General features: G+C 62.7%; 29 protein-coding genes, 2 pseudogenes and 1 other annotated feature. Of the genes and pseudogenes, 6 read left to right on the forward strand and 25 right to left on the reverse strand.

The genetic code is table 11. The features are described 5' to 3' along the window. Positions 1-34: 34 nt before the first annotated feature. A complete protein-coding gene (locus K0O64_RS27200) occupies positions 35-415 on the reverse strand; it encodes a hypothetical protein (RefSeq protein ID WP_225933552.1) in 381 nt (126 codons plus the stop codon). An 82-nt stretch (positions 416-497) separates the two neighbouring features. After that, positions 498-815, reverse strand: a pseudogene (locus K0O64_RS27205) (integrase core domain-containing protein); the annotation flags it as partial. A 94-nt stretch (positions 816-909) separates the two neighbouring features. On the opposite strand from K0O64_RS27205, the gene K0O64_RS27210 reads away from it, so the two are divergent. Continuing rightward, positions 910-2,259: an IS30 family transposase gene (locus tag K0O64_RS27210; RefSeq protein WP_071948770.1), complete on the forward strand. Its 1,350-nt coding sequence runs from the start codon at positions 910-912 to the stop codon at positions 2,257-2,259. On the opposite strand, the gene K0O64_RS27215 is transcribed toward K0O64_RS27210, so the two are convergent. Together K0O64_RS27215 and K0O64_RS27220 are read right to left on the reverse strand one after the other, a co-directional pair. After that, positions 2,207-2,878: an IS3 family transposase gene (locus K0O64_RS27215; protein ID WP_071948769.1), complete on the reverse strand. Its 672-nt coding sequence runs from the start codon at positions 2,876-2,878 to the stop codon at positions 2,207-2,209. The two genes, K0O64_RS27210 and K0O64_RS27215, sit on opposite strands and share 53 nt — an antisense overlap. Next, positions 2,801-2,917, reverse strand: a sequence feature (AL1L pseudoknot). Its footprint overlaps the gene before it by 78 nt. Next, a complete protein-coding gene (locus K0O64_RS27220) occupies positions 2,875-3,315 on the reverse strand; it encodes a transposase (protein WP_083542809.1) in 441 nt (146 codons plus the stop codon). Its footprint overlaps the feature before it by 43 nt. Before K0O64_RS27220 ends, K0O64_RS27215 begins: the two co-directional genes overlap by 4 nt. 443 nt (positions 3,316-3,758) lie before the next feature. On the opposite strand from K0O64_RS27220, the gene K0O64_RS27225 reads away from it, so the two are divergent. After that, positions 3,759-3,998 carry a hypothetical protein gene (locus K0O64_RS27225; protein WP_096312477.1) on the forward strand — a complete coding sequence of 80 codons (240 nt, stop codon included), beginning with the start codon at positions 3,759-3,761 and terminating at the stop codon, positions 3,996-3,998. A 269-nt stretch (positions 3,999-4,267) separates the two neighbouring features. Here the strand turns inward: K0O64_RS27225 and K0O64_RS27230 are convergent. After that, positions 4,268-5,501 (reverse strand): annotated as a pseudogene (locus K0O64_RS27230) (IS256 family transposase). A gap of 317 nt (positions 5,502-5,818) precedes the next feature. On the opposite strand from K0O64_RS27230, the gene K0O64_RS27235 reads away from it, so the two are divergent. Further along, a complete protein-coding gene (locus K0O64_RS27235; protein ID WP_125477507.1) occupies positions 5,819-6,130 on the forward strand; it encodes a helix-turn-helix domain-containing protein in 312 nt (103 codons plus the stop codon). Positions 6,131-6,456: 326 nt separating this feature from the next. Here the strand turns inward: K0O64_RS27235 and K0O64_RS27240 are convergent, their stop codons facing one another. The 10 genes from K0O64_RS27240 to pcaH all read right to left on the reverse strand — a co-directional run bounded on the left by K0O64_RS27240 (position 6,457) and on the right by pcaH (position 14,066). After that, complete coding sequence (locus K0O64_RS27240) at positions 6,457-6,810, reverse strand: DUF732 domain-containing protein (RefSeq protein ID WP_096312478.1); 354 nt, start codon at positions 6,808-6,810, stop codon at positions 6,457-6,459. 11 nt (positions 6,811-6,821) lie between these two features. Continuing rightward, positions 6,822-7,310, reverse strand: coding sequence for a cupin domain-containing protein (locus tag K0O64_RS27245; RefSeq protein WP_041305486.1), 489 nt, complete (start codon positions 7,308-7,310; stop codon positions 6,822-6,824). A gap of 210 nt (positions 7,311-7,520) precedes the next feature. Continuing rightward, on the reverse strand, positions 7,521-8,114 hold the full coding sequence (locus K0O64_RS27250; protein WP_071948765.1) for a CAP domain-containing protein: 594 nt from the start codon (positions 8,112-8,114) through the stop codon (positions 7,521-7,523). Next, entirely contained in the window at positions 8,107-8,841 is a 735-nt protein-coding gene (locus K0O64_RS27255) for an aldehyde dehydrogenase family protein (RefSeq protein WP_220045864.1), read from the reverse strand. Before K0O64_RS27255 ends, K0O64_RS27250 begins: the two co-directional genes overlap by 8 nt. A gap of 64 nt (positions 8,842-8,905) precedes the next feature. Continuing rightward, positions 8,906-9,628, reverse strand: a complete 723-nt coding sequence (locus tag K0O64_RS27260) for a 3-oxoacid CoA-transferase subunit B (RefSeq protein WP_011559105.1) — start codon at positions 9,626-9,628, stop codon at positions 8,906-8,908. Next, positions 9,625-10,323 (reverse strand): 3-oxoacid CoA-transferase subunit A, encoded by a 699-nt coding sequence (locus tag K0O64_RS27265; protein ID WP_071948763.1) that lies wholly within the window; start codon positions 10,321-10,323, stop codon positions 9,625-9,627. The genes K0O64_RS27260 and K0O64_RS27265 overlap by 4 nt, the downstream gene beginning before the upstream one ends. Continuing rightward, complete coding sequence (gene pcaDC / locus K0O64_RS27270; protein ID WP_071948762.1) at positions 10,320-11,501, reverse strand: bifunctional 3-oxoadipate enol-lactonase/4-carboxymuconolactone decarboxylase PcaDC; 1,182 nt, start codon at positions 11,499-11,501, stop codon at positions 10,320-10,322. The genes K0O64_RS27265 and pcaDC overlap by 4 nt, the downstream gene beginning before the upstream one ends. After that, positions 11,498-12,703, reverse strand: a complete 1,206-nt coding sequence (locus K0O64_RS27275; RefSeq protein ID WP_071948761.1) for a lyase family protein — start codon at positions 12,701-12,703, stop codon at positions 11,498-11,500. Before K0O64_RS27275 ends, pcaDC begins: the two co-directional genes overlap by 4 nt. After that, a complete protein-coding gene (gene pcaG / locus K0O64_RS27280; RefSeq protein WP_220045865.1) occupies positions 12,700-13,269 on the reverse strand; it encodes a protocatechuate 3,4-dioxygenase subunit alpha in 570 nt (189 codons plus the stop codon). Before pcaG ends, K0O64_RS27275 begins: the two co-directional genes overlap by 4 nt. Further along, the gene (gene pcaH / locus K0O64_RS27285; RefSeq protein WP_220045866.1) at positions 13,269-14,066 is read right to left on the reverse strand and encodes a protocatechuate 3,4-dioxygenase subunit beta; all 798 of its coding nucleotides are present in this window, start codon (positions 14,064-14,066) and stop codon (positions 13,269-13,271) included. The genes pcaG and pcaH overlap by 1 nt, the downstream gene beginning before the upstream one ends. Positions 14,067-14,138: 72 nt before the next feature. Between pcaH and K0O64_RS27290 the strand changes: the two genes are divergently transcribed. The 3 genes from K0O64_RS27290 to K0O64_RS27300 all read left to right on the forward strand — a co-directional run bounded on the left by K0O64_RS27290 (position 14,139) and on the right by K0O64_RS27300 (position 17,144). Next, positions 14,139-14,888 carry an IclR family transcriptional regulator gene (locus K0O64_RS27290; protein ID WP_220045867.1) on the forward strand — a complete coding sequence of 250 codons (750 nt, stop codon included), beginning with the start codon at positions 14,139-14,141 and terminating at the stop codon, positions 14,886-14,888. Positions 14,889-15,162: 274 nt separating this feature from the next. Next, positions 15,163-16,140: a dihydrodipicolinate synthase family protein gene (locus K0O64_RS27295; RefSeq protein WP_069416678.1), complete on the forward strand. Its 978-nt coding sequence runs from the start codon at positions 15,163-15,165 to the stop codon at positions 16,138-16,140. After that, on the forward strand, positions 16,140-17,144 hold the full coding sequence (locus K0O64_RS27300) for a ketopantoate reductase family protein (protein WP_220045868.1): 1,005 nt from the start codon (positions 16,140-16,142) through the stop codon (positions 17,142-17,144). Before K0O64_RS27295 ends, K0O64_RS27300 begins: the two co-directional genes overlap by 1 nt. 25 nt (positions 17,145-17,169) lie before the next feature. Here K0O64_RS27300 and K0O64_RS27305 read toward each other — a convergent pair whose 3' ends face one another. The 10 genes from K0O64_RS27305 to K0O64_RS27350 all read right to left on the reverse strand — a co-directional run bounded on the left by K0O64_RS27305 (position 17,170) and on the right by K0O64_RS27350 (position 26,505). Continuing rightward, positions 17,170-18,279, reverse strand: a complete 1,110-nt coding sequence (locus tag K0O64_RS27305; protein WP_220045869.1) for an AraC family transcriptional regulator — start codon at positions 18,277-18,279, stop codon at positions 17,170-17,172. Positions 18,280-18,886: 607 nt separating this feature from the next. Then, positions 18,887-19,084 (reverse strand): hypothetical protein, encoded by a 198-nt coding sequence (locus K0O64_RS27310; RefSeq protein ID WP_125477508.1) that lies wholly within the window; start codon positions 19,082-19,084, stop codon positions 18,887-18,889. A 466-nt stretch (positions 19,085-19,550) separates the two neighbouring features. After that, positions 19,551-19,850, reverse strand: coding sequence for a ferredoxin (locus tag K0O64_RS27315; protein ID WP_225933553.1), 300 nt, complete (start codon positions 19,848-19,850; stop codon positions 19,551-19,553). 74 nt (positions 19,851-19,924) lie between these two features. Beyond that, positions 19,925-20,143, reverse strand: a complete 219-nt coding sequence (locus K0O64_RS27320) for a hypothetical protein (protein ID WP_011559095.1) — start codon at positions 20,141-20,143, stop codon at positions 19,925-19,927. Positions 20,144-20,191: 48 nt separating this feature from the next. Then, on the reverse strand, positions 20,192-20,710 hold the full coding sequence (locus K0O64_RS27325; RefSeq protein ID WP_011559094.1) for an aromatic-ring-hydroxylating dioxygenase subunit beta: 519 nt from the start codon (positions 20,708-20,710) through the stop codon (positions 20,192-20,194). 64 nt (positions 20,711-20,774) lie between these two features. After that, positions 20,775-22,175 carry a Rieske 2Fe-2S domain-containing protein gene (locus K0O64_RS27330; RefSeq protein ID WP_099042595.1) on the reverse strand — a complete coding sequence of 467 codons (1,401 nt, stop codon included), beginning with the start codon at positions 22,173-22,175 and terminating at the stop codon, positions 20,775-20,777. A 72-nt stretch (positions 22,176-22,247) separates the two neighbouring features. Continuing rightward, positions 22,248-23,138, reverse strand: coding sequence for a VOC family protein (locus K0O64_RS27335; RefSeq protein ID WP_220045870.1), 891 nt, complete (start codon positions 23,136-23,138; stop codon positions 22,248-22,250). A gap of 12 nt (positions 23,139-23,150) precedes the next feature. Further along, positions 23,151-24,002 carry a 3-(cis-5,6-dihydroxycyclohexa-1,3-dien-1-yl)propanoate dehydrogenase gene (gene hcaB / locus K0O64_RS27340; RefSeq protein WP_013470377.1) on the reverse strand — a complete coding sequence of 284 codons (852 nt, stop codon included), beginning with the start codon at positions 24,000-24,002 and terminating at the stop codon, positions 23,151-23,153. Positions 24,003-24,238: 236 nt separating this feature from the next. Further along, complete coding sequence (gene phtC, locus K0O64_RS27345) at positions 24,239-25,018, reverse strand: 3,4-dihydroxyphthalate decarboxylase (protein ID WP_011559089.1); 780 nt, start codon at positions 25,016-25,018, stop codon at positions 24,239-24,241. 533 nt (positions 25,019-25,551) lie between these two features. Then, positions 25,552-26,505, reverse strand: a complete 954-nt coding sequence (locus K0O64_RS27350) for a DODA-type extradiol aromatic ring-opening family dioxygenase (protein ID WP_011891535.1) — start codon at positions 26,503-26,505, stop codon at positions 25,552-25,554.

The following is a 26,505-nucleotide window of genomic DNA, read 5'->3' on the forward strand; positions in this document are numbered from 1 at the left end:
GTCGAGCGCGATTCACAGCGAGGCGGATCCGGTGTCAGCCGGCCGTGCCGATGCCGCTTCGGGAGATCGTGAACCCGCGACCGCCGGTGGTGCAGGTGACCCCGGTCTCCTCGGAGACGCACGCGAATTGGCCGAGCGCCATGGTCCGGCCGTAGGCGAGCATGGGGATCCCGGGCGCCGCATTGCCGAGACAGGTGATGCCGGTGCAGGACTTGTACGTGCCGTCGTTGTTCAACGTCACCGTTTGGGGCGGGTTGTCGGTCTGGCAGTACACCCCGTCCTCACCGACGCGGCCGCCGGTGTTCATCTCGCAACTGATGTTGCGCGACGGCGAGTAGAACCCGCAGTACTGGCCGACGGCTGTGCACACCGAATCGTCGGCCCCGGCGCCGGGCGCGCTGACTACCGAGCCCACAACGAAAGCGGTTGTCGTGCGACACATACACGAGCCCACAGATCGTTCGCCATGCTCACTTGAAGTACCCCAGGTTTTGTTCCTAGGTGGGTGCGAGGGCCGGGGTTGGCTGGCTCGCGGGGTGTGAGGTGCCGGTGAGGGCGGCCTCGTACTCGGCTGGTGGAACATAGCCGAGGGCTTCGTGCAGGCGTTCCTTGTTGTACCAGGCCACCCATTCGGCGGTCGCTAGTTCGACATCGTTGACGTTGCGCCACGGTGTGCAGCGGGTAATCAACTCGGTCTTGTAGGCGGCATTGACCGCTTCGGCGAGGGCGTTGTCGTAACTGTCGCCGCGTGAACCTACCGAGGGTGCGATCCCGAGCTGAGCCAACCTGTCGGTATAGGTCAGCGATAGGTATTGACCGGATTCAATCGGTCGAAGCAACACCCTGACATTTGGAGGGTGTTCGGTGGTTCGTCGGCAGCAAGCAGCGGATCGTGCTGTTCGTCGTGCAATGAGGTCTCCGGGGGCGCCGGCGATTCGGCGCGAGACTGAGCGGTTGTTCTGGATCGAGATTGCGAAAGGGTTGTTGCCGGCGGTCGCTGCCCTGGCTGTCGGTGTGTCGGCGCCGGTCGGGCAGCGGTGGTTCCATAACGCTGGCGGTATGCCACCGTTCGATCTCACACCTTTGTCGGGACGCTATTTGACTTTCCGTGAGCGCGAGGAGATCGCGCTGCTGAGGGTCCAAGGTGCCGGAGTGCGCCAGATCGCTCGGGCGATTGGCCGAGATCCCTCCACGGTCTCGCGCGAACTGCGCCGCAACGCTGCCACTCGCGGATACACATCCGAATACCGCGCATCGGTTGCGCAGTGGAAGGCCGAGCTGAGCGCCAAGCGCCCGAAGACGGCCAAACTGGTCACCAACGCGAGGCTGCATGCCTATGTCCAAGAACGGCTCTCGGGCCACATCAGCAGACCCGATGGTTCGATCGTGGCCGGGCCACAGCCACCGCGATGGACCGGCAACAACAAGCCACACCGCAAAGACCGAGCATGGGTGCAGGCCTGGAGCCCGGAGCAGATTGCCAACCGGATCAAACTCGACTTCCCCGATGATGAGTCCATGCGTATCAGCCACGAGGCGATCTACCAGTCGCTCTACATTGAAGGCCGCGGCGCGCTCAAGCGCGAGCTGGTCTGGTGTCTTCGCACCGGGCGAGCTCTACGCGCGCCACGGGAGCGTTCCCGCCGCAAGGCCTGGGCGCACGTCACACCGGAGACGCTGATCAGCGAACGCCCAGCAGAAGTTGCTGACCGCGCGGTTCCTGGGCACTGGGAAGGCGATCTATTGATCGGGCTGGAGCGCTCAGCCATCGGCACCGTCGTCGAACGCACAACGCGGTTCACTATGCTCGTCCACCTGCCCCGCGAGCAGGGTTACCGGCATAAGCACACGATCAAGAACGGCCCAGCCCTGGCTGGCTACGGCGCGATCACCATGAAAAACACACTGGCCGAGACGATGTCGACTCTGCCAGCTCAGCTGACCCGATCCCTGACCTGGGACCGCGGCAAGGAGATGTCCGCCCACGCCCAGTTCAAAGTCGAAACAGGGATCCCGGTGTTCTTCGCCGACCCCCAATCACCATGGCAACGCGGCACCAACGAGAACACCAATGGTCTTTTACGGCAGTACTTTCCGAAAGGCACTGACCTATCCCGATGGACCGCAGAAGACATCGAAGCGGTCGCTCACGCCCTCAACACCAGACCCCGCAAGACACTCGGCTGGAAAACGCCCGCGGAAGCCTTCAACGACCAGCTACTGTTGCTCCAACAAGCCGGTGTTGCGACAACCGATTGAATCCGCCCTGGGATCCGCGGTCGGAATGGTGGATCAACTCAGATAGATCGGAATCCGATTGCCACACAGCATGATTGAATGCTTGCAGTGGGAGATCCTCGGTCCGCATCGTCGTTGCGACGGCCCATCCGACGATTTTGCGGGTGCACACGTCGGTGACGAACGCGGTGTAGCAGAACCCCTGCCAGGTGCGCACGTAGGTGATGTCGGCGACCCACAGACGATTGGGCGCGGCGGCCTTGAACTGACGGTTGACCAAGTCGGCAGGTCGTGCATCGGTGGGGTCGGTGACCGTGGTGAACACCGGCTTGCCCCGCTGCACACCACGCAGGCCGGCCTTACGCATCAACCGGCGTGTCTGTTCGCGGCCGACCTGCCAGCCGCGCCGGACCATGGCAGCGTGCATCTTCTTGACCCCGTAGACCGAGAAGTTGTCGTTGTGCACTGTGCGTAGGTCGGCGATCAGCTGTTCGTCGCGGATCTCACGATCGCAGGGCGGACGGACCCGGGCGGCGCGGTAGCCTCGCGCGGTGAGGAACTCCGGAATTGCTGCCCGCAAGATACGGCAGATGAGCTCGACCCCGAACTGATCGCGATGTGCATCGATGAAGGCGATCATTTCGCTGCGGGGCGGTCGAGCTCCGCTGCGAAAAACGCAGAAGCGGACTTCAATATCTCATTGGCCCTGCGTAATTCGGCTACCTCGCGTTTAAGCTTGCGGATCTCGGCGTGCTCGGCGCTCGAGGTGCCGGGACGCTCACCAGCGTCGACCTGAACCTTGCGTCGCCACCGACGCACCGATTCCTCCGAAATGCCGAGTTTGCCGGCCACCGATTTGATGGCCTCGAACTCAGAAATATCCGAGGCTTCCATCGTGGTGTCCAACAACCGCAACGCACGATCACGAAACTCCGGCGAATACTGACGGGGCATGTTCCTGATCCTCCTATAAAGATCGGAACAAAGCCTGGGGTACTTCAGCCAGCCAGGTGGTCCCATCAATGGCAAACAGGTGGTCCCATGCTCATGGCAAAACCAGCTCTGAAGTGGTCCCATTCACCTGGCAGCCGACACCCACGATCGCGGCCGCAGCGGTTGTTCTGCTGGCAGGCACCCTCTTGCTGTGGCGCCCTTGGTCGTCCGGCAATGGTTCCGACAACGATCCGTCGACCCTCACTGCCTCGCCAACACCGGGAATGAGTCCGACACAAGTTCCTGTGGGTCCGGTCTCGCCATCGATGGCGAAGCCCACTTCAGTCGCCCCGATACCGCCGACGTCCGCGCAGCCGCCGATGGAGAATGGCTACGCGCTCACAGCCTGTTTTACCTCGAACGACCCGCCGGTGGACCGGCCGACGACGGCCGAACTACTCTTCTGCGCGAGCGGAGGGCTGTCGCTACAAGACCTGACGTGGACGGCTTGGGGCCGTGAGGGTGCGGACGGCAGTGGCATCGCAGTCTTCAACGTCTGCGAGCCGAATTGCGCAGATGGATATCGAGTGTCAAACAAGGTGGACATACGGGCCTGGAATCCGCAGCCCGCGAGCGCATCGTCTGGATGCCCGTCGAACCTGCTGTACTACACCGACATCATCATCGCGTTCCCGATGAGCGTGCCGCCGGCCGAGGCGAGAATGCCGCCCAACACCCGGTACCTTGGAATGCCCGCACTGCACTACTCCAGCGAGCCGAATCCGGCGCCTCCGGCAGAGTCGATGGGCGACGTGAGTTGCTACTGATGCTGCCCGCCCAGCTCCGGCGAAGGAATCAACGACCCCGAGCCTTCATGCCGGCTGCAGCAGCCAGCACGTCGAAGAAGACGAGCACCGCAACGCTGGCCCTCTAGACCCGCTCACCCTGCCTGGCTGGTGGAACACTTGAGTTTGATCGTCTAGCGATTTCTCACCCAGGTGGATCGGCCGACGGATTTACAGTTCGTTCTTCGCGGCGTGGTCAAGTCCAGGGGCGTGGTGTACGACGCCGTCGTGTGATTCTTCGTGGTGATGGTTCAGGCGGTCAGTACCGCGGGGGTGGCCTCCTGTTCGGTCGGGGTGTCGTTGATGGTGCGTGATTTGCTCAGGACGTCAAGGCCGAGGTAACGCCGGGACTCAGCCCATTCGTCGTGCTGTTCGGCCAGTACTGCCCCGACGAGGCGGATCAGGGCGTCGCGGTCGGGAAAAATGCCCACGACATCGGTTCGCCGACGGATCTCCTTGTTGAGCCGTTCCTGGGGGTTATTCGACCAGATCTGGCGCCAGATCTGCTTAGGGAACGCGGTGAACGCCAGCAGGTCAGACCGGGCCGCTTCCAGGTGGTCGGCCACCTTGGGCAGCTTGTCGGCCAGCGCGTCAATGATCCGGTCATATTGCGCTGCAACTGATTCCGCGTCGGGTTGATCGAACACCGAGTGCAGCAGGGTGCGCACCCACGGCCACGACGACTTCGGGGTGATGGCCATCAGATTGGTCGTGTAGTGCGTTCTGCAGCGCTGCCAGGCCGCGCCGGGCAGCGTGGCACCGATCGCGGCCACCAGACCGGCGTGCGCGTCACTGGTGACCAGCTTGACCCCGGACAGACCCCGGGCGGTCAACGACCGCCAGAACGTCAGCCACCCGGCACCGTCCTCGGCGGTGGACACGTCGATACCCAGGATCTCGCGGTAGCCCTCGGAGTTGACCCCGACCGCGATCAGGGCGTGCACGTTGACCACCCTGCCGCCCTCGCGGACCTTCAGCACCAGGGCGTCAGCAGCGACGAATGTGCGGACCGGCATCCAGCGGTCGGCTCCGGAATGCCTCCACCGCGGTGTCGAGTTCCTTAGCCATCACCGAGACCTGCGACTTCGACAGGCTGGTAATGCCCAGGGTCTCGACCAGTTTGTCCATTCGCCGAGTGGAGACACCGAGCAGGTAGCAGGTCGCCACCACCGTTGTCAGGGCCCGCTCGGCTCGTTTGCGGCGTTCCAGCAGCCAGTCCGGAAAGTAGGAGCCCTGCCGCAGCTTGGGGATCGCAAGGTCCAAAGACCCTGCACGGGTGTCGAACTGGCGGTGCCGGTAGCCGTTGCGGGAGTTGGTCCGTTCGGTGCTGCGCTCGCCGTAACCGGCGCCGCACAGGGCGTCGGCTTCCGCGCCCATCAGGGTGTGGATGAACGTGGCCAGCAGTTCACGCAGCACGTCGGGATGAGCAGTGGTGAGTCGTTCGGCCAGCACGGCCGGCAGGTCGATATTGTGGGCAGCGGTCATCGCGTCGATTCCTTCTTTGCTCGAGTGACTTTGGACGGTCTCTCGAAGAATCACGCGATGACCTTCAATCACTCGGCTACGACACGCCGGTACCGCTGATCAGGTCCGACTCGTACACCACTCTGCTGGACGCAACCCGCGGCGTTGGTAACGACGAGCTGCGTTGGCTGCAAAAGAAAGGGCAGGGTTGCGTTGATGATGACAAGGCAGCGTCACTTGCGCTGCGGACGATCTGCGGACAATTGCCCGGTCCCGGGGGAACGTGTCAATCATGCGTTTCATGGGCCCAGCAGCGCCTGCTGACGGAGGATGACGGCGTGGATGCGGAGTCGGAAATCAAGACGTACTCACTGGCCGAAGTCGCGGCGATGGTGCTGCCTGATATGGCGCGCGGTGAGCGGTGGCTGGCCCGACGACTGTTGCGCGGCGAGATTTCCGGATACCGCATTGGTCGACATTGGCGGATGACACATGAAGATGTTGAGAATCTAATCCAGCGACACCGCAATAAGGCAACGTCCTTGCAGGAGTTGGTAAGAGACGGACCAGCAGTCACGGGCCTGACCCCGACATCTCGCCGTCGGCTCGAGCGGGGCGAAATGGCAACGCGGCTTTCGTTCGGCGCGTGACCCCTCATGACTAGTTGAGCAGGGGCTGCCGGGAATCGAAACCGGTGTGCAATCAAGGCTGACCTGCGAAAACAATGGGTTCGACGACTTGAGACAACGCGAAACGACGCGGCGTGCCGTGCGCATTTAGCCAAGCGTGTTGATGGCATCAACAGCCATCGCCGGCCAGCGAACCTTCGTCCGCGAACGGACTTACAGTCCGCGTCTCTCGGTCCTTATTCCGACAAGCAGTGTTGGTTACGGCGGACGATGCTCGTCAATCGCGCGAAGAACAAGCATGGCTCCGCCCATCTGCGGCGCAGCCATGTGGCAGAGGAATTAGAACCCTACCCAGTGATGCTGGCTGAGTAGGTGTATCCGGCGGCCGACTGCCGCAGCTGCCAGATCTGCGCCGGGCACAGTTCGTTGACCGCTTGGTTGATGAGGTAGGCGCCCTGGTAGGAGTCCGCGGTCCGGAAGTCGGCCTTCACCTGGTCGACGAGTTGCGCATAGCTCATCCTCGCGGCGACCCGGTCGCAGATCGTTCTGCCGTAGCCGATCGCGGCCTCGGCGTTCGGGAAGTTGTAGCCCGGCCGGACATGAACGTTGACGAGATAGGCCACGGTGTCGGCGCCGGCCGGCGGGGCGATGACGCCGAGGACGGCGGTAGCCGCCGCAAGTGCCACGAACACGCGCTTCATGAGCGAAGAGCCTATTCCGTGTTCGCGCCGAACGCGTCGGCGAAGCTGGCGTTGCCCATGCTCTCCCTCTGGCTGGCGTCCACCGCCGCTAGGAGGCGAGAGTTTTCGATGACGATCATCTCCACGTCGCGCCCGTCGTCGGCATAGTGGCGATGCCAGATCCACGGCGGCGTATACACGAAGCTGCCGGCGCTCCACCGCACGCGTTGATCGCCAATTTCCGACCAGCCCGAGCCATGTTGCACGAAGTGGATCGACTCATGTACGTGTCGATGAAGGTCGCTAGCCTCCCCCGCGGGAATCTTCTGCAGAAAAATCTCAATAGAGCGAGCGGGTATTCGCAGGAGCAACCCAATTTGCGATGGGCTTGCAGTTTGGATCCAGTGTGCCTCGGCGGAGCTAACGACGAGGTGCTCCTCCCCCACGTGCTGGCTGTCGCGACCTCCTGCTCGCGCCATACTCTTGGCGAATTCGTCTAACTCGTCACGGGATAGAGTCATTCAACGGCCTCCTTCGGGTATTTCTTCGTTTAGTCAGCAGAGTTATCGGCCTGCCATGAACGATGACCCTTGGTGGACAAGGGTTCAACGGGACTCTGAGTTTGGTCATCATTGATTATTTCGCCGGGCCGATAGATTCGTTGCGATGACCACAGAGGCGTGTAGGGGTCAATGCAGGGAACGCACCCGTCACCATTCCTCCGCTTTGACTCATTGGGGCTTGCCGTACACCGCCACGACAACGGTGCGGTCGACGGAATTCTCTGACCAAACCCCGATCCGGGTGTTCGAGCAGTCGGACATGACTGCGAGATCGACCGGATCGTGATACCACTGGTTAATCAACTCGATACCGCTGAACGCGAGCGCGGGATTGATGGCCACGGTCTCTGACACCGCGCCGCTAAATCCCGCGGCCTCCGCCCGCTGCTGTGGCGTAGAACCATCCGATCCGACATCGCCGTTGACGTTGCGGTTGGTCAGCGCATCGCGTGCGTGCCACTGCGCAGCGAGCTGGAGACTCGGACTAATTTTGATGTCGCTCACGCAGCCCGCTTGGCGTTGAATGGTGTATACGTTCGCTACTACGCCGTCATTGAGGCGCTTGTTATCGCCATGCGCGGCGGGCGTTATCAGTAGTGCTTGCACGCCAAGCACCGCAACGATACCTACCGTGAGCGTCAAAGGGTGCCGGAGGCGGCGGCGGCCTGATGGCTCTCTGACCATCTTCATTGCGCCCGGGTTCGGTCGCCGGGCGTCGAGTTGATCACCGCGGGGCCGCTTTTCGTGGGTCGAGTTACACACAAGAAACATCCCCTATGCCGTAGTCTGCCAAGATGCCGCCTGCAGCCTCGTCACACTGATCGAAAATGGACGGGATCCAACCGGTAGCGGCCGGCGGCCCAGCGAAAAATGAGCTCACCGCGGCACTTCGATGAATGCGCCATGATTGCCATTCGGGATAAGGGTCGTACGAACCAAAAATCCTCGTCTCCTTCGCTGCCCCGGCTATGGTGCAGCCCGGATTATCGACGCCGCTACAGGACATCTCGCGACTGTTCTTACGAGAGGCGTTGAACCATATAAAGCCGGCTGTAGTCTCACGGCTCAAGCCAATCGCGGCGTCGTTTAGACGGGTCCACACCGCGACTGCAAGACCATACGGAGTTGCATTAGCCAGGCTGATCGCCTGAACCTCATCGTCAAATTCCTTCAACGTGAGCACCGAACCGACGATGTCGTCCTGCATGTCCTGAACAACGGCGGATGCCGGTTCGAGGGTGGCAACAATCGTCGAAGCGGCGAAGTAGCCGGGTAATTCATCGGGTTGACTCGCTTCCCCTCCGCTGAATTTCGTTCCCTCGGTGCTGGCGATGTTCCGGCACACTCTTTCAGGCTGAGCGTGGGAAACCAGCGGTCCGGCCTGGGCACCGATTTTGCGGGGATTTGCGACGACGATCATGCTGACCTTGGTCCTGGAGCTTGCCGTTGCGTCATGAAACTTGTAGACGTGCAAGAGGATTCGCTGCATGCTCTAAAGATCTGCCCGTCGGTGATCACCGAGGCCGCCTGCGATGCCGATAGCGCCGCCAAGGTCAGCATTGACGAAGATCAGCGACGCGTCCATCACACGAGAGTGCCATGCGCATCCGCTCCTCGAGCGCGGCAATGCTGAGCCCGAACGTGTGCAAGACCCGCAGCTGGCCGCCACCGGTGTGGTCGATGTCAAACACGGCATAGTCGGTGTACACCCGATTGACGCATCGAAGTCCGGTCAGTGGATAGCTGCACGAAGGAACCAGTTTGGCGGTTCCGTCCTTTGCGAACAGGGTCATCATGACCAATACGCTCTTCGCGCCGATAGCAAGATCCATCGCGCCGCCGACGGCGGGTATGGCGTCAGGCGCCCCGGTGTGCCAGTTGGCGAGATCCCCGCGCTCGCTGACCTGAAACGCGCCGAGGACACAGACATCGAGATGACCGCCGCGCATCATGGCGAAGGAGTCGGCGTGGTGGAAGTAGGATGCCCCAGGGGTTTCGGTAACCGGGATCTTGCCGGCGTTCGTCAGATCCGGATCGATTGCGTCGCCGATCGCCTCCCCACCCATCCCGAGCATCCCGTTCTCGGTGTGCAACACGACCCCCGCGGCGGGGTCCAGGAAGTCAGCGACCATGGTGGGCTGCCCGATGCCGAGGTTGACGTACGAACCCGCGGGGATGTCGCGGGCGATCATCGCGGCGATCTCCCGACGGTCGAGCGGGCCCCGGTCGAGGTGCTCGACACAGGCGCGGGTCGATGCGTCGACTGTTCTCGTCACGAGGCTGCCTCCGTGGACGTCTCGGGAATTGCGGACAGGTCGAGGACGCGGTCGACGTAGATGCCGGGCGTGACGACCGTCTCGGGGTCGATCTGCCCGGTGTCGACGACGCGGGAGACCTCGACGACAGTAAGCGATGCCGCGGTCGCCATCACCGGGCCGAAGTTTCGCGCGGTCTTGCGGTACAACAGGTTTCCGACCTGGTCCGCTACGTGCGCCCTGATGAGCGCCACATCTCCGAAGATCGGGTACTCCAGCACGTAGTCGCGGCCGTCGATGGTGCGGGTCTCCTTGCCCTCGACCAGTGGCGTGCCAACCCCCGTCGGGCAGAAGAATGCGCCGATGCCGGCCCCCGCCGCCCTGATCCGTTCGGCCAGGTTGCCCTGAGGGACCACCTCGAGGTCGACCTTGCCCGCCCGGTAGAGCGCGTCGAACACGTACGAATCGGCCTGTCGCGGGAAGGAGCAGATGACCTTGGCGACCCGACCCGCTGCCAGCAGTGCGGCCAGGCCGGTGTCGCCGTTGCCTGCGTTGTTGCTGACGATGGTGAGGTCGGCGGCACCCTGTTCGATCAACGCATTGATGAGCGTGGTGGGCATGCCCGCCATTCCGAATCCACCGACGAGAATCGTTGCGCCGTCGTTGATTCCAGCGACGGCTTCCTCGGCACGGTGGCAGACAAGGGTGCGACTCATGACGGCGCACCTGGGTGCTCGTCGAACTCGGGCAGGACCTCGGCGGCGATGCGGAAGGCGGAGTTGGCGTCGGGGACACCGCAGTAGATGGCGGTTTGCATTAGTAGCTCCTTGATTTCGTCGTTGCTCAGACCGTTACGGCGGGCCGCCCGCAGGTGCATCGCCAGTTCCTCGTGGTGACCGCGCGCGACCAACGCGGTCAGCGTGATCATCGAGCGGCTGCGAAGGTCAAGACCGGGGCGGGTCCAGATGGTGCCCCAGGCGTACTGGGTGATCATGTGCTGGAAGTCGGCGGTCAGGTCGGTGGTACCGGCCACTGCCCGGTCGACGTGCGCATGGCCCAGCACCTCCCGCCGTACCGCCATTCCTGCACGGTGCACGTCTTCGAGGGTCTTGCTCGGGGGCTGCGGAACACCGACGATCTCTGCGATGAGGCCGGCCACGCGCTGCGGCGCTTCGGCGGGGGCCAGGTGTCCGACGCCTTCGAGCACCACCAGGTCCCCGTCTTTTACGTCGGAGGCGATGCGCCGCAACGATTCCGGCGGCGTGGGGACGTCGACGCTACCCGCAACGGCCAGGACCGGAGTGACGATTTCGGACAACTGATTGGTTACATCGAACACTGCTAACGCTTCGCATACCTGCGCATAGGACTCCGCATCGGTGTGACTCAGGGCATCCAGCAGCGCCGAGGCGGTCCCCGGCTCGCGGTCGACAAAGCCCGGCGCGAACCAGCGCTCGGCCGCGCCGGTCAGCATCGTGTCGACACCGCCGGCGCGGACGGTAGCGGCACGTGCGAGCCAGCCGTCCGGGGTGCCGATGGCGGCGCCGGTGCACAGCAGGGTCGCCGAACTGACCCGTTGCGGAGCATCGAGCAGCAGCTGCAGACCGACGCAACCACCCACCGAATCACCGGCGTAGTGGAATGTCTCCACGTTAAGGTCGTCCGCGATCACCAACACCGCTGCTGCGAGGTCGGCGATGGTGAACGGGTGGGCCCGACGGCCGCGGCCGTGACCGGGAAGGTCCCATCCGACTACGCGCACATGATCGACCAGTCGTTGCGCCACGCCTGTCCACAGGGTGGCCGTCGTTGTCCCTAGCGACGGGCCCAGCAAAAGTAGCGGCCCGTCGTCGGGTCCGCCGAGGTGGATGGCGGTGAGAGGCGGATTGCTCATGGCGCGTCCTTGACGAAGCGGCAAGCCCGGCCGAGTGTCGAGTCGATCAGCCGATCCGCGGCGCCGGTGTAGCCGGGTAACGCTGCACGACCTGTCAGCTCGGTCATCGAGCGCTGTTCGGAAAGCAGGCTTTCGGCGGCGGCCAGATTGGCCGCGGCGCGCGGCGGGTCGACACGGAGGCCGGACAGGAGGTCGGATGTGTGCGCGGCGGCGACGACGGTGTGGCGGGCCAGTGTCCGCAGGGTTGCCCATTCTGTGTGCCAGGCGCCGTCGGAGCGTTCGTCGACGGTCGCGCCTGCGGCGGTGTGCAGGATGCTGCCAAGGGGTCCGGCGGTGAGCGCGGCGCGGCGGATCAGCACCGAGCGGACCGGGTTGTTCTTGTGCGGCAGCGTCGACGAGCCGCCACCATGCCCCTCGGCCAGCTCGCCGATCTCGGGCCTACAGCCCGTCGTGACGTCGGTGGCGATGTGGCCCCAGGCGTCGCAGCAGCTCACCAGCGCGTCTCCGATCCGGGTGACCTGCCACCGGGTGGTATGCCAGGGCGGGGTGGGCGCCAATCGCAGCGTGGCGGCCAAGCCGTCACTGAGAGCGATGGCACCCTCGACGGATCCGGCCAATTCGGTTGCGGCTGCGAGCGATCCCACCGCGCCACCGACCTGCACCGGCAACGACGCTATCAGCCCCGCTATGGGCTCGGCGGCGTCGAGTACACCGGTCAGCCAGCGGGCGAACTTGGCGCCGAGGGTGCTCGGCAGTGCGGCCTGGGTCAGCGTGCGGGCGAGTGCCGAAGTGTCACGGTGAGTTTCGGCCAGTTCGGTCAGCGCCCGTACCTGGATGGCGAACTCGTCGCCGATGCGGATCAAGACGTCACGCGTGCAGAGCATCAGTGCGGTGTCGACGACGTCCTGACTGGTCAGCCCGCGGTGCAGCCAGCGGGCCGTTGGTTCCGCCGAGCGTTCCCGCAACATCAGCACCAGGGCGGAGACGGGATTGCCGTCCGTGCCAGCACGCCGGGCGATCGTCGCGGCGTCACCGTCGGCGAGCAGGATGGTCAGGTCCGCGCGCGCCTGCCGGGGCGCGATGCCCGCGTCGACGAGTCCATCCAGCCAGGCTTGTTCCACCGCGACCATCGCGGACAGGAATGCGCCGTCGCTCATCAGGTCGCCCGCGAGATCGTCGCCCGGCCAGAACAGATCGATCATCGTTGGTGGCCCGGGTAACGCAAGAAGACCGTCTCGGGCTTGTCCGGGGTGTCCTGCAGTTGGATGTCGAAGCGTAGACCGGTTTGGTCGCGGGTGGCGATGAGCGTGTCACGACGCTCGGGCGTAAGCGTGTTCAGCAGCGAATCGTTCTCCAATTGCTTGCCGGGAATGTAGGCGCGGGTGAACAACCGGTTCAGCAGTCCCCTGGCGAACACGGTGATCGAGATGAACGGCGCGGCAGCGGGTTCGCTGACGCCGGGGATGACGGTGGTAAAGGTGTACCGCCCCGCTTCATCGGTAGTGGCACGACCCCACCCGGTGAAGGTCCAGCCGTCTCGGTGCAGGGAGCCGCTGGCGTTCGGGATGCTGCCGTCGGCGTCGGCCTGCCAGATCTCCAGCAGCGCGTCGGGTACCCCTCGGCCGTCGGCGTCTGCGACGACGCCGTGCAACTGAACAGCGTTCGGCGAACCGGGCGGCACCAACTCGTTACACCTGTCGAAGGGCAGTGCATAGCCGAAGAACGGTCCGACGGTTTGGCCAGGGGTGGCCGGCAGCAGCGTGGACATCAGCGGTGGGCTCCGCGGCCGAGGTTCTCGATTGGGGTGCGCGCCGACCCGGTCAGGACGACGTCCCATCGGTAGCCGGTAGCCCATTCGTGGGTGCTGAGTTCGTGATCGTAGCTGGCCACCAGCCGGCTGCGCGCCTTCTGATCCGGGATCGCCTGGAAGATCGGATCAAGGCAGAGGAGCGGGTCACCCGGGAAGTACATCTGGGTGACCATTCGCTGCGTGAATTCCGTGCCGAAGAGCGAGAAGTGGATGTGTGCGGGCCGCCACGCGTTGCGGTGGTTCTTCCACGGATACGGCCCCGGCTTGATCGTGGTGAACCGGTAGATGCCGTCCTCGTCGGTCAGACAGCGGCCGGCGCCGGTGAAGTTGGGGTCGATTGGGGACGGGTGCTGATCCCTCTTGTGGATGTAACGTCCGCCGGCGTTGGCCTGCCAAATCTCGACGAGCTGGCGCCGCACCGGCCGCCCTGCGCCGTCGACGACCCTGCCGGTCACCACCAGTCGTTCGCCGATGGGTTCACCCGAGTGCTGGACGGTGAGGTCGGCCTCCAGCGGGTGAACGTCGCGTTCGGAGAAGCACGGCGTCCATAGCTCGACCCCTTCCGGGTCGGCGTGGTGAAGGTCCTTTGTCGGATGCCGTAGCAGGCTGCTCCGGTAAGGCGGATAACTCAGGCGCGGCTGCGTCTCCTCGACCCCTGCACGCTGGTAGGCGGACTCGATCGCACCGATCTCCGCGCTGATCTCCGACTGGCTCGCTACGGCGCCGTCGGGATTGCTGTCGATCGACGTTGTCACGGCGCCTACGGTACCGACGACGTTGAGATTAGCGAACGGTAGAATTTCACTGAGCGGAAAGGCCATCCACAATTGGCAGGGAACACTTCGACGCCGGGAACCACTGTCACCTCGCGTTTGCTGAACATTCTCGGCGCCTTCGACGAGCGGCATAAGAACCTGACGCTGTCCGAGTTGGCCCGCCGGGCCGGACTGCCGATTGCCACCACACACCGCCTTGCGGCCGAGTTGGTCGCCGGCTCGGCATTGCAGCGCCGCGCCGACGGTCAGTACGTGGTGGGCAGGCTGATCTGGAACGCGGGATTGCTGGCGCCGGTGGAAGGCCAATTGCGCCAGGTGGCTGAACCGTTCTTGCATGACGTATACGCGGCGACCCTTGCCACCGTGCACCTGGCCGTGCGCGATGGCGACGAGGTGCTGTACCTGGAACGGATGATGGGCCGGACATCCGTCCCGATTGTCAGCGCCGTCGGCAGCAGGCTGCCGATGCACTGCACCGGCGTTGGCAAGGTGCTGCTGGCCCACGCGCCGGAGGACGTTAAAGACCGAGTGTTCGCCACCTTGACTCGCATCACGCCGTACACCATCGTGTCGCCGACCGTGCTGTCTTCGCAGATGCAGCGCATCCATCGTGAAGGAGTGGCCACCACGAGCGAGGAGATGTCGCTGGGTGCATGTTCGCTGGCGGTGCCGGTCATCCGCCAGACCGACGACGCCGTAGTCGCCGCGATCGCCGTGGTGGTACCGACGCTGAAGCGCGATCGTCAGCGGCTTCTCGGCGCCCTGCAGGTCGCCGCGCGCGGCATTGGGCGACTGCTATGACCCGTCAGGCGCCGTCGTAGCCGTCGCTCTGTGGGACAGAATCTCTCGAACGGGCAAGCTTTGGCGGCGGCCGCAACCTAGGTCGAAGTGCCACACGTTAGGCGCGAACCGGAGTCCGCGCAGCGCTTACCGGATAGACACCAACGAGTCTCCCCGCCAATGATTTGCAGGAAGCTGGCGCACTCCGCAGCTTCGAATATCCAGCGAGGGAGGCGATTCCGCCCACCCTCAAACCCTCAACAGCCGAACTATCGCTGAAGGAATTGCAAAGAACATGACCGCCACGACACCGCTGGGATCCGACGCCAGGGCGTGGGCCGCCGAGAACCTTCGAGGCTTCTATATGTGTCCTGTCACGCCCCTTACCGACGAGTTCGAGCTGGACGAAGAGGGTCTGCGGCAGAATATCGACGCGTTTGTGGAGATGGGGTGCACCGGCCTTGTCGTCGGCGGGTTTTTCGCCGAGGGATGGAACATGACGCTGGCCGAATGGCAGCGTTACCACGAGGTGGTCGCCGGTGCCACCGCCGGCCGCCTGCCCTTGTTCACAATCATTCTCGACCATTCGGCCTACCAGGCGATCGAAAAAATGCGGTTCGTGGAGTCCCTGGGCTTCACCGGCGCTGAGATCATGAACCCATCGGTGCAGCTCAAGACCGACGACGACGTGGTCGACTACTTCGACTTCGTGGCGCCCGCCACCGGGCTGGCGCTTGTGCTCTACCGGACGCCGGTATCCGGTTTCGTGTATAGCCACGACGCCGTCGCTCGGATCGCCGAGCACGCCAACGTCGTCGGGATCAAGAATGGCACTTTGAGTTGGACCGACAGCATCGCCTTACGCCACCGCTTCGGGGACCATCTTGTGATCAGCGAGCCGAATGAGCGCTATTGGGCTCATGATGCTGCGCTCTTCGGGGGTCGGGTGCTTTACGGGGAGCTCTCCCTGATCCTCTACGGGAAACGGCGGCAGGAACTGCACCAATACACCGACCTTGCGTTTGCTGGTGAACTCGCGGGGGCGCTACCTGTGTCGGCGAAGGTGGACGCAATTCGCCAGGTGTACGAAGAGGTGCTCATCGGCCGCATCGCGGCAACGGGTTCCTACGTCGCGGCCATGCCCTATCTGAAGGCGTGGTTCGAACTGTTGGGGCTGCGTGCCGGCCCGGTGCGACCGCCCGTCAAAGCCCGGCTGTCTGCTCCGGAGCGGGAAGTCCTGCAGGAGAAACTGACGGCCGCCGAGGCCATCTGATGCGCGTCCTGATCCTGGGCGCTGGTGGGCTCGGATCTGTCTTGGGCGGATATTTGGCGAACATTGGCGTCGATGTCACCCTGGTCGGCAGGCCCGCGCACACCGAGGCCATCACGCGCTACGGTCTCCGAATCACGGGCCGTCGGGGCGACCTGGTGATTACTGATAACTTGACCGCGGTCGACCAGACAGCCAAAGCCACGGGGCATTTCGATTACCTGGTGTTGGCGGTGAAGGGCAAAGATACCGCGCAGGCCCTGGCGGAGGCCGACGGGTTGCGTGATTGCGTGAGCAGCGCGTTGTCGGTGCAGAACACCGTCGAAAAGGATGCGACGCTCGCCGGGTGGCTTGGGCCCGACAGGGTGATCGGAGCCTCCACCATCGAGGGCGGCACCTTGCTCGAACCGGGGCTCGCGAGAAATCACCTTACAGCTGAGGTGACCGCTTACTTCGGCGAACTTGACGGGACATCTAGTGCGCGCGTCGACGACTTGACGGCTGCCTTCACCAACGCCGGCCTTCCTGCAAAGGCGGTAGGCAACATCGAGCAGGTCGAGTGGGAAAAGCTCGCCCAGATCGCGCTGGCGGCCGCGTGGTCGGTCACGGCACTGGGCGCAATCCCTGACGCCTCGGTCTTCGAGGGCATGGAGGTGCGCGAGGGAGCGATGTACTTCGTCGCGCTGGCAAAGGACCTTCTTGGGGTCTACCGGGCGAAGGGCTACGAGCCGATGAACTTCTTTGCGCCTCTCTCCCGCCTGAAGGAACTCGATGCCCTTCCGACGGCCGACGCGATCGAGTTTGTCATCGGGCAAGGCAGAGCAATGCGCGAGAAGGGAAACTCGGGACACCCCTCGATGTACGAGGATGTTCTGCGACGACGTAAGACCGAGGTCGACTTCATGCTGGCGCCTTATCTCGCCGCCGCTCAAGAACTGGGCATGGATACACCGACGCTGCGGGTCGCCTACCAGATCATCAAGACCGTCGACCGATTCCTGGCCTAGCAATGACGCGGTTCGAAGGCGATGTTCAGGTAGCGCGCAAGGTGTGTTGGGGAGTGACGCCGAACTTGCGCCGATACTCCGCGCTGAAGCGGCCCAGATGACCAAAGCCCCACTTCATCGCTACGCGGGCAACAGTCACGGCACTCTCAGACGACGCCGCCAGTTCTGCGTGCGCACGGATCAGCCGGACTTCGCGCAGATACGTGAGCGGAGGAAGCCCGACGTGCCGCTTGAAGCTCTCTTGAAGAGCGCGGGCACTGATACCAACCTCGCGAGCAAGATCGGTTGTCGTCCAACTCCGTTCGGGATGCTCCTCGATTAGGTCGAGAGCTGTCCTGAGTACTTTGGGCGGCGGCGCTGCGTGTTGGTCGGCGGCGAGCGCCATGGCCTGATAGTGAGGTTGGGCGTGTAGAAACCCATGCATGACCAACTGTTCGAAATGTCGCCCGGTCATCGGATGTTGCACGATGCTCTCAGGGCGAGAGACCTCCCGATACAAGACCGATAGCAGCGCAAGCCACGCACGACTGCTGTCCGCCGTCAGGTCCATGCTATGCGTGATATTCAGCGGCCTAACCGCAGGTCGTCCAAGCAAGCCCTCGAGTTCGTATTCCAGATCCGTGCGGCTGAACTTCACGCACAGCTGACCACAATCGGCGGCCCACTTGATGCCGGCAGGACGGCCTGGGAGGAAAACCGCCGCCTGCGTGGGCGTCGCTTGGGCCGTGGCTGAGCCGCACCACGAATCGGCGTAGCTGGTGAGGGGAACGTTGATGTGGTAATCATCGAGCGCAGTCGAATTGACGAGCTCGACATCTGCACCGTACCGAAGGTAGCCAACGGTCACAGCACCGATTCGTGCGGCGCTGAGCCGCGCATTCAAACGCTGGCCGCGACGGGAGTAGCGGAGACGGTGCGGTGTGAAAATTTCCGAAGCGAGGTGCTCGGCCGCGCTCAACTGTTCGGTGCATACGGTCTCGCGTCGGCTGAAGTACGATCCTGCCATCTTCGGCCCATCCGCCATTGGTAACATCTCACTTTCTCGCTGCGGTAACCGCAGTTCGCCGACAGAATCTGTCGCTCCGTCGAACACCAGCGCGGAAGGCCTGGCCTCCGACTCAGGGTCCTGCGTCACCCAACCGCATTCTAGTGGATGAAGAACTCTGCTATGCAGAGAGTGATTCTTTTAAACGCGTGTTGCCCTTTCTCCGTGCAGCAGGGTCACTGGCTGCCGCGTGCATCGTCCACCTCGATGGTGTGCTGGCCGGCGACCGCCCCGACCCCGATATTGCTGTTGAAGGACGCTCTGGAGCTGTGTGAGCTTGCCGGCGTCAGCTCGACAGTTGTCGCGTGGCGTTGACTGGTGCGATCGCACCCCGGTGCGAGTGCCGTCCGGAGGGGATTCGCGCCTCTGGCGGGAACACATCCGATACCAGCTTGCGTGTGCAATAGCCTGCGCTCACAGATCCATGCCAGCGGAGATGGAGGAGCCAATCGGGCCTGAGGGGTCTGCATACCTTGAGTGCGGAATGTATTACACAGTGGGGCACTGAATAATCACAACGATTTTGCTTCTCGTCGCGCCTTCCGTTCGTGCAGGCCAGTGGGTTGAGCACTTCTGGCATCCATCCCATTCCTTGAAAGCTTGGAACCTTCTCGCGCTCTGAAGACATAGAGGTCGAGATCAAAATCGCTGGGAGAGAAGGAAAAATGATGGCTTCTTCTCAGACACCTCGGCCACACTAGTCCAGCTGGCGATGTTGCGCTAAACGCTCTGCCAAAGCTCGCGATGACCAAGCGTTGTGGTAGTCGATAGAAAAGATATCGCCCGACACCGCACGGCGCACAATCTCCTTAGTGTCACATCGAAGCGGATGATTTGGAGATAAGTCAATATTCGCGAAAAAAGGAACCGCACAGGCCGTTTCGGTGATCATCACCGACACAGATTGACAATTCGGTTTAAGTGCACGAGCCTGTCATAGCTCCTCGACCGCGCCGTCGGACCAGATAACCATTTTCCGTAATCAGGGTGCGCGTAGATGTGAACCTTATACCGATGGTCTAGGTCATCCCACCAGACCCAAGACCCAGCGCCTACCATCCAGCGCTGCGCGACACGGCCATCAGAGAAGACGCACATTTCAAATTGCGCCTCGTCAGGCGGTTGTAGTTGTCCTTCTCGAAGTCGTCCTTCACGTCTCTGGCGAGCCGGCGATAGACGACAGCCGTTCTCACAGGTCAACCTCTGACAATCCCATCACGTCTAGCGTGCTCGTGAGAAGCAGAGACATAGTAGGCGGAAGGTCGCACCACGGAAGAGATCAGACGGCGCCGGGTGAGCGCCTGCGACAACGGCGGACGGTCGTTTGGGGGTGAACCTACCCGAGGAAGACATTTCCGGTGTCATTGCGCGGATCCGGAAGCACGTACGGTGATCGCTGCCGACGGGCATTCGTGTGCTGCCGCGCGGGCGTTGACCTCTAGATCAGCGGGAATGTCGCGCACCAATATCTCCGCCTTCCCAGCCGCGTTGATAGCGAAGACACTGGCGCGACGTCCACGCACAACTGGTAGCCGCAGCACCGACGTGGATCGACTTCCGCATGGATCACTTGTCCACTCCTCACTTAAGTGCACCCCTCCACCGCGATGGATCGAGCGGAGGACCAAGGCACGCCGCCGCGCAGCACCTGCAGTTGTCATCACAGACGTCCTTTCACGATTGGGGAAAGGGCGTCAAGTAGGAAACGATCCCCTGCTCACTGACGTGCGCGAGGTCAATGGCCAGGACCGTACGGGTCCTCGAGAAACCGCGAAAGGCTTTCCTTGGTCTGCCATGACAGACTCTCAAGTTCCAACGGGTCGAGCTGAATTCGGAAGCCGAGGCGGGGGCTGGCAATCTCCAACCGCTCTCCATTGCGGGTAAAGATTTTGTCGACGGTGACGACGGCGAACTCGTTCGCGATGGTCGTCGCCGCACCGTGGTCGCCGGTCACGACTGTACCTTTCTAGGTTTTAAGTAATGCAAGCTCAACGTCGCCCCGTTAGAAGAAGTTAGCCAGATTGTGGGTGCCGACAACGGCATGATCAAGCACTACCCGTCGGCTCGCTAACCGCAGGCCCATCTCACTGCGGCGGATGACATCGTGGCGCTCCGCAGAGATGAGGTCGTGCTGCGGACTGTCCCCCCTGTTGCGGAACACGAGAAGGTTGGAGCGGACATCGTATTCGTCCGTCCCTGCGCCGGGGCGTACCCGCACATTCGACACGTGGTGTCGGATCCGTGAGGGCGGATCTTCTGCCCATGCGTATTCGGTGTCCAGACGTAGCACCCGCAGCTCCAAGCCTGCGTAGTCGTCATCCCAGTGGGTCATGGTCGTCGAATTTCCGTCGCCGTTGGCGCGTTCTCTGCTCACGCGCACCGGGATGACGTAGTGGATATCTTCGGCGCACAGTTCTAGCCAGTCGTGAAACCGGCCGTCGTTCAGCAGCTCCGCCTCTTCGAACAGAAAGTTCTCCATCTCGCAGCGGAGCAGAAGCTGTTGCTCGACCGTCGCTACCATGGCACACCATCCTTTATGACTTGGTTGATTGTGGTTGTGAGACAAGCAGGTGCCTGATGCCTCATCAGGCGACCTCGTCTGCATTGGTCCGAGATTGCGCGAGTAGTTGGGGTTTGGGCTCGGTTTCGCTGGCGTCATCGCCTGAGTCGGTGAGTAACTCCAACAGGCGACCCCAGAATTCGCGTTGGTTACGCTCCGCGTACCCGCTGGACAGGGGACGACCGGGCCCCTTCCACGTGTCGTCGCTGGTCAGCACACCCATGCCCATCTCGAAGTTGAGTGTCTGGCTGCCTGCGAGAATGCCTTGCGTTCCCGCAGTGATGGAGCGCCAAGTCTCGGCGTCGTCCTGTTCGAACACACCGGAGATGCCGAACGTTCGTACGTAGGTCTCATACGACTGCTGTTTGAACTCTTCGTCGGCATCCTTCTCGACGAGAAACCACGACCAGACTTCCATCGTGTCGTGTGACAGTGGACGCCACAGCCGAAATGTCAACATCGGCACTGGCATTGACTTCTTGTCCCTACCGATGAGGACGTTGAGGAACGACAGGTTGGGAAAGACCGTGCCGTGAATGAAGGCCGAACGCTGAAGCATGTCTGCGCGGTCCTGATCGCCGTAAGCCGCTGCGAGTCCATCGACGATCTCGGGTGGATAGTTCATAAAGGGCGGCATCGGTTGCCCGGGCGTTACCCCGAGGACGCCGAGGCCGTGACCGTTGGAGAGACTGATATGCGCCGGCTCCGATGCGAATTTCGGATCGGGCGGAGCCAGACCGAGCTCGACCGCCGATCGGTGCGTCATCAACGTGTGGTAGGCGTCCCCGACAAAGTTGTCCGCGCCGAGCTTCCAGTTGGAGTCGATGATCCAACGCTGGGGCTCACCCCGCACCTCCAGTCCACCCTTGGACTTCTGGGTGATCAGGTCCAGATACCACGCCATATCGCCCAAATAATCAACGAGAGGTTCTGCCTTCTCGTCCAGGCAACCGAATATCATTCCGCCGTAGTTCTCGAGGCGCGGAACCTGGGTAAGACTCCACTCGTTCTTGTCCATCTCGACCCCATAGACCTCTTTTTGTGCGGGTACACCCGCCAGAGTTCCGGTATTGCGGTAGGTCCAGCCGTGATAGGGGCAGCGGAAGTGCGAAGTGTTGCCCATCTCCGTGCGGCACAGCATTGTTCCGCGGTGCCGACACGAGTTCGCCATGGCGCGCACTTCGCCGTCTTCGCCGCGGACAACGATGATCGAACCGCCACCCAGATATCGGACCACGTAGTCCCCTGCCTGGGGGATCTCCGTCTCGTGGGCCAGGAATTGCCAGCACCGGCCGAAGACTCGCTGAGCTTCGAGCTTGTGGAGTTCTGCGTTGGCGACCAGCCCGGCGGGCAGACGGCCCTTAGCAAGGCCTTCTCGGCCCGCCGCTACCAGTTGCTGAATGTCGTTCTTATCGACAGTAGACATGTACTTCTCCTACGTTTCTTGGATTGGGCTGCGTAATGTTCTCTTGGACAGATGTTTTCGTGATTGCGGCGTTCATGTTGTTGCGGCTTCGAGTGCGCCTGGCGGTGTTTGGGCGACCATCTGGTGGCCCCACACACTGGGTCGGTCGTACTGAGCGACTGTCCAGGTTTCCTCGTCGACGGTCACCGCATCCCAGCCGTACTCGATGTCAAACCCGCTCGGTGTGCGCACGTAAAACGACACCATCCGATCGTTGACATGGCGCCCCAACGTCATGCTCAGCGGAATGTTGCGCGACATGCACAGGTCATAAGCCATCCCCACGTCATCAAAACTTTGCACCTCGACCATCACGTGGTGCAGTCCCCGCACACCCGGCATCCGAGTCAACGCGATGCTGTGATGGCGCGGGTTGCAGTGGTAGAACCACAGATCCATGAAGGTGTAAATCTCATCGCTCTTCTTAAACCCCAACACCCCCCGCAAAAACCGGTCGGCCTGCGCAAGGTCCGGCGTCGCCAACACCACATGACCCAACCCCTGCGCACCGGTGACGAACCCCGACATCGCACGACCGGGCCGGAAGGAACCCGGCACCACCTTCTGACCGTAAAACAACTCATGACGCAACCCCGAAGGATCCGACAGCGTCACAAAGCCCAACACCCCGCGGGCCGCGCAGTCCTCCTCGGTTCCCACCTCAAACCCAATGCCCCGCTTGTGCAGCAACTCCCCGGCAGCCTCAAGCGCATCCTCGCTGCCCACATCCCAGCCCGCATACAGCATCCGGTTGCGGTCCCCGTGATGCACGGCGATCCGGTGATCCGCGTCGTCGATCCGCAACAGGACCGACCCACTGGACGCCTCAACCGCCTCCATCCCCAAAACCTCCGGACCGAACGCCAACCACTCCTTCGCATCCGGAGACTCCACACCCACATAACCCAACGCTTTCACCAACATGTGTAAAACCTCCTATGTTGACCCGACGTCGATGCGCATCGCGCCGGTGGCAAGTTCCGTCCCTCCGGACGGCTGGTTGAGGCCCCGCACGCCCAAGCCGCCGTCGCTGTTGATGACGACGCCGGTCACCGCTCGCGAGTTGTCTGCAGACGCGAGTAGCAGATACAGGCCGGCGTGATCGGCGGGCTGCTGCGCGTACTGCAATGGGTTTGTAGTACTCATAATGTCGGCGATGCCGGGCACCGATGACAACACGTCCTGACCCTGGCCGAGGTCCTCGATTCCACGCAGGCCCGTTACCGTGCCGCCTGGAGCGACGCCATTCACCCTGATCTTCGGCGCCAACTCGTAGGCCAGTTCACGCACTACGCCAACGACCGCGTGCTTGGAAGCGGTGTACAGCGGGCCGCCACCGGCGGCATAGAAGCCAGAGTTGGAGACGGTGAAGATCATGCTCGGGCCATCGCTTTTGAGGAGTTCAGGAACGGCGGCCCTGGCACCAAGGAGGTAGCCCTTTACATTGACCGCGAAGATCTCATCGAAGGCGCTGCTGAGGTCGGCTCCGTCGAAACCCACCAAAGGGGCAAAGTAATCGAAGATCCCAGCGTTGCCGACGAAGACGTCGAGCTTTCCGAACGCATCGACCGTTTCGCGCACCGCCATGACGTTGTCTGCATACGACGTCACGTCACCTGTTACCGCGATGAGCCTGCCGTCGGCGTTGCCGATGGTAGCCAGGTCGCCTTCCGAGCGATCCAGGACGCCCACGCATGCGCCCTCGGCCAAGAAACGCTCGACCACGGCCAAACCGATTCCGGCTGCCCCGCCGGTCACCAGGGCGACTTGCCCGGTCAACCAACTCAAAACTATCGTCCCTCCGGTGATGCGCAATGCTCTTGTTGCTCTGCATCTGCCCGCCAGTGTCCTCGCCGCTGAATGGGGGGTCTATCCGCGCAGCGCTGTCGAAGCTCCGATTCACGCGGGTCTCGATGCTCGGGCGAGGAGAGTGCGGGGGATGTCTACGCCAATGGTCCGATGGGATCGGAAGCCGCGTCCCAGACCACCCGCGGCAATGGACATGAGCGCGTGCCCGGATGTGCCTATGAGGACCTTTTCTCCGATGGGTGACACGACAAACCATGGGTTTCGAGGCGCGCCAACTCGTGACGCCACGCGATGGTCTCGTTGAAAGCGTTACCGAGATCAGGCAGCTCTGCTGCATCAGCGTCGGGCAAATCAGCCAGAGTGCCACCCGCAGAAGCGATCTGGAGCGACAAACGCGAGATCGTGTCGACGCTGATGGCCTGTAGTACGGCCCGCTCGACGGTGTCCGCAGCACTGGTGAGGCCGTGGGCCCGGAGAACGACCACCGGCCGGTCTGCCATAGCAGCAACCATTTCCTGGGCTAGTTGCCGATTGCGCACCAATACGCCTCGCCGATAGACCGGCACGCCAGCCGCGGCGAGCCGAAAACCGGGTATGTCAAACGCTCCGACGATCGGTCGGACAGCCAGACCGGCGAGATCGGCGGCGACTACCGCCTCGGGGTGCGCATGAACCACAGCATTGACATCGCGGCGGGTGCGGAGCACTTCGGTGTGCAGTGGCAACTCGTTCGGCGGCTGGTAACCATCGTCGAGTTCTCCTTTGCCGCCCGCTGTACCGTCCAACGTGACCATCCGGATGTCCTCTGCGCTGGTGAACGCGAGCCCTCGCTCGCGCGGACCACGACATCGGATCAGCAGTCGATCTCGGTCGACGCGCAGGCTGATGTGGCCGAGGATGCCTGGCGCCAAGTCGCGCGCCGCCAGGACGCGACAGGCCAGCGCGATGGCGTGTCGTTCAGTGTCTAGCCCTGCACCCGAAGGGGTGGAGCTCATCGCCAACTCGGGGTTTCGGTGTCGACGCCGTCCTTGACGACGACAGCGAAGTCCGCGGATGCCTTACCCAAACTGCGATGGGTGGTGCTGGCAGCGCAGATGGCCATCCGGTTCGCCTCCTTAACCGTTCCTATAGGGCTTGGGCTGTTGAGGTCCCGAAGCAGAAGGCATCGTTAACCACGAGCCATCACTTCCACGCAGTTAGGCGCTACACCCAATAGCCTTACTGTATAACAGAGATCTACTCTGTAAAACAGAGACTCTGGTTTCGGTGTGGGCCTATTGTCGCCGACAGTCCGCGCAGGCGGCGCAACAACGACATTGGGACACATACCCTTTCGCGAGCGGCGTCTCGGCGGCCCACGGTTCTGCCGGTTGACTGGGCCAGAGGGTGGGCAGACATGCCCTCGTCCCAGGGTCACGGCCGACGACATCTTCCTTCGACCGTGGGGGTTCTCAGTGCAAACGTCGAGTAGATCTGCGGATAACCCACACCCGCCGAATCAAATTTCGCGTGCCTCACCTTCGACGCGCTAAACAGTGACTTCGCAGTTCGTCCAGGCGACGGCCATTCCCATCAGGGCGCGGGGAATGGGCTCATAGACGCTGGCCCATGGCGTGTTGCCGCCGACTGCGCCGACAGCACATATCCACGATCTCAGCTCGATGTTGCCAGAGTTGAGCAGGTCTTCGCTGGTCAGTTTGCTCAGCTCGTAGCCGTTTCCGGTAGCGAGGCACTTCAGGGTGCGGCGATCGAATTCGTCGTCGATTGAGCCGTGAACGCGCGGCCCATCGTAGGCAGCCCACGGATAGCCGGCAGTGAAGTGTGAAAGTCCACCGGACGCGTAGACACCTATCCTCTCGTCTGCAGGGCGGCGTGACCGCACGGCGTCGGCAATCGCGCGGCCGAGCGCGAAGCACCGTTTAGGCGACAACGACGGCACGTGAACGGCATTGAGGAATACCAACACCACTGGGATTTGGTGGTCTCCAAGGATATTGGCCACAATCTCGCCATGGGCGTGTGAGTGCAAGGTGGTCTCACGGAAATCGACGACGGTGGCGACGTCGAACCCCGCCTCGACGGTGTGCTCACTCAAGTCCTTACTGAGCTCGGGCGAACTTTTCCAAAACCGCGCCTCTGGCAAGAAGCGGTCAGACACTGTGAACCCATCTCCTGTGTGGATGGCTATCTGGGGCAGTGCCGAACCGTCGAAGTTTTCGTTTTGGTCATCGCCGATGATGATCAGGCAATCCAGTCGGTCTTGTCTGATGCTGTCACGCAGCCTTTGAAGCCCGTTCTCGATGTGCGCGTAACGCGCCGCAGCGTCGTCGAATGGTTCTTCGTCTTTCCTCAGGCGAGGTGGGGTCTTACCACGTCGCACTGTGTAGTTCTTCCTGTTCTTTGTGCGGAAGCCTTCCCACCTGGGAGGCGGGATGAAAGTGAAGGCATGCGACGACGCGTAACCCGCTACAATCTCACCCAC

Origin of the sequence: Mycolicibacterium pallens (assembly GCF_019456675.1) — a bacterium.
In the GTDB taxonomy this organism is placed as follows: Bacteria; Actinomycetota; Actinomycetes; order Mycobacteriales; family Mycobacteriaceae; genus Mycobacterium; species Mycobacterium crocinum.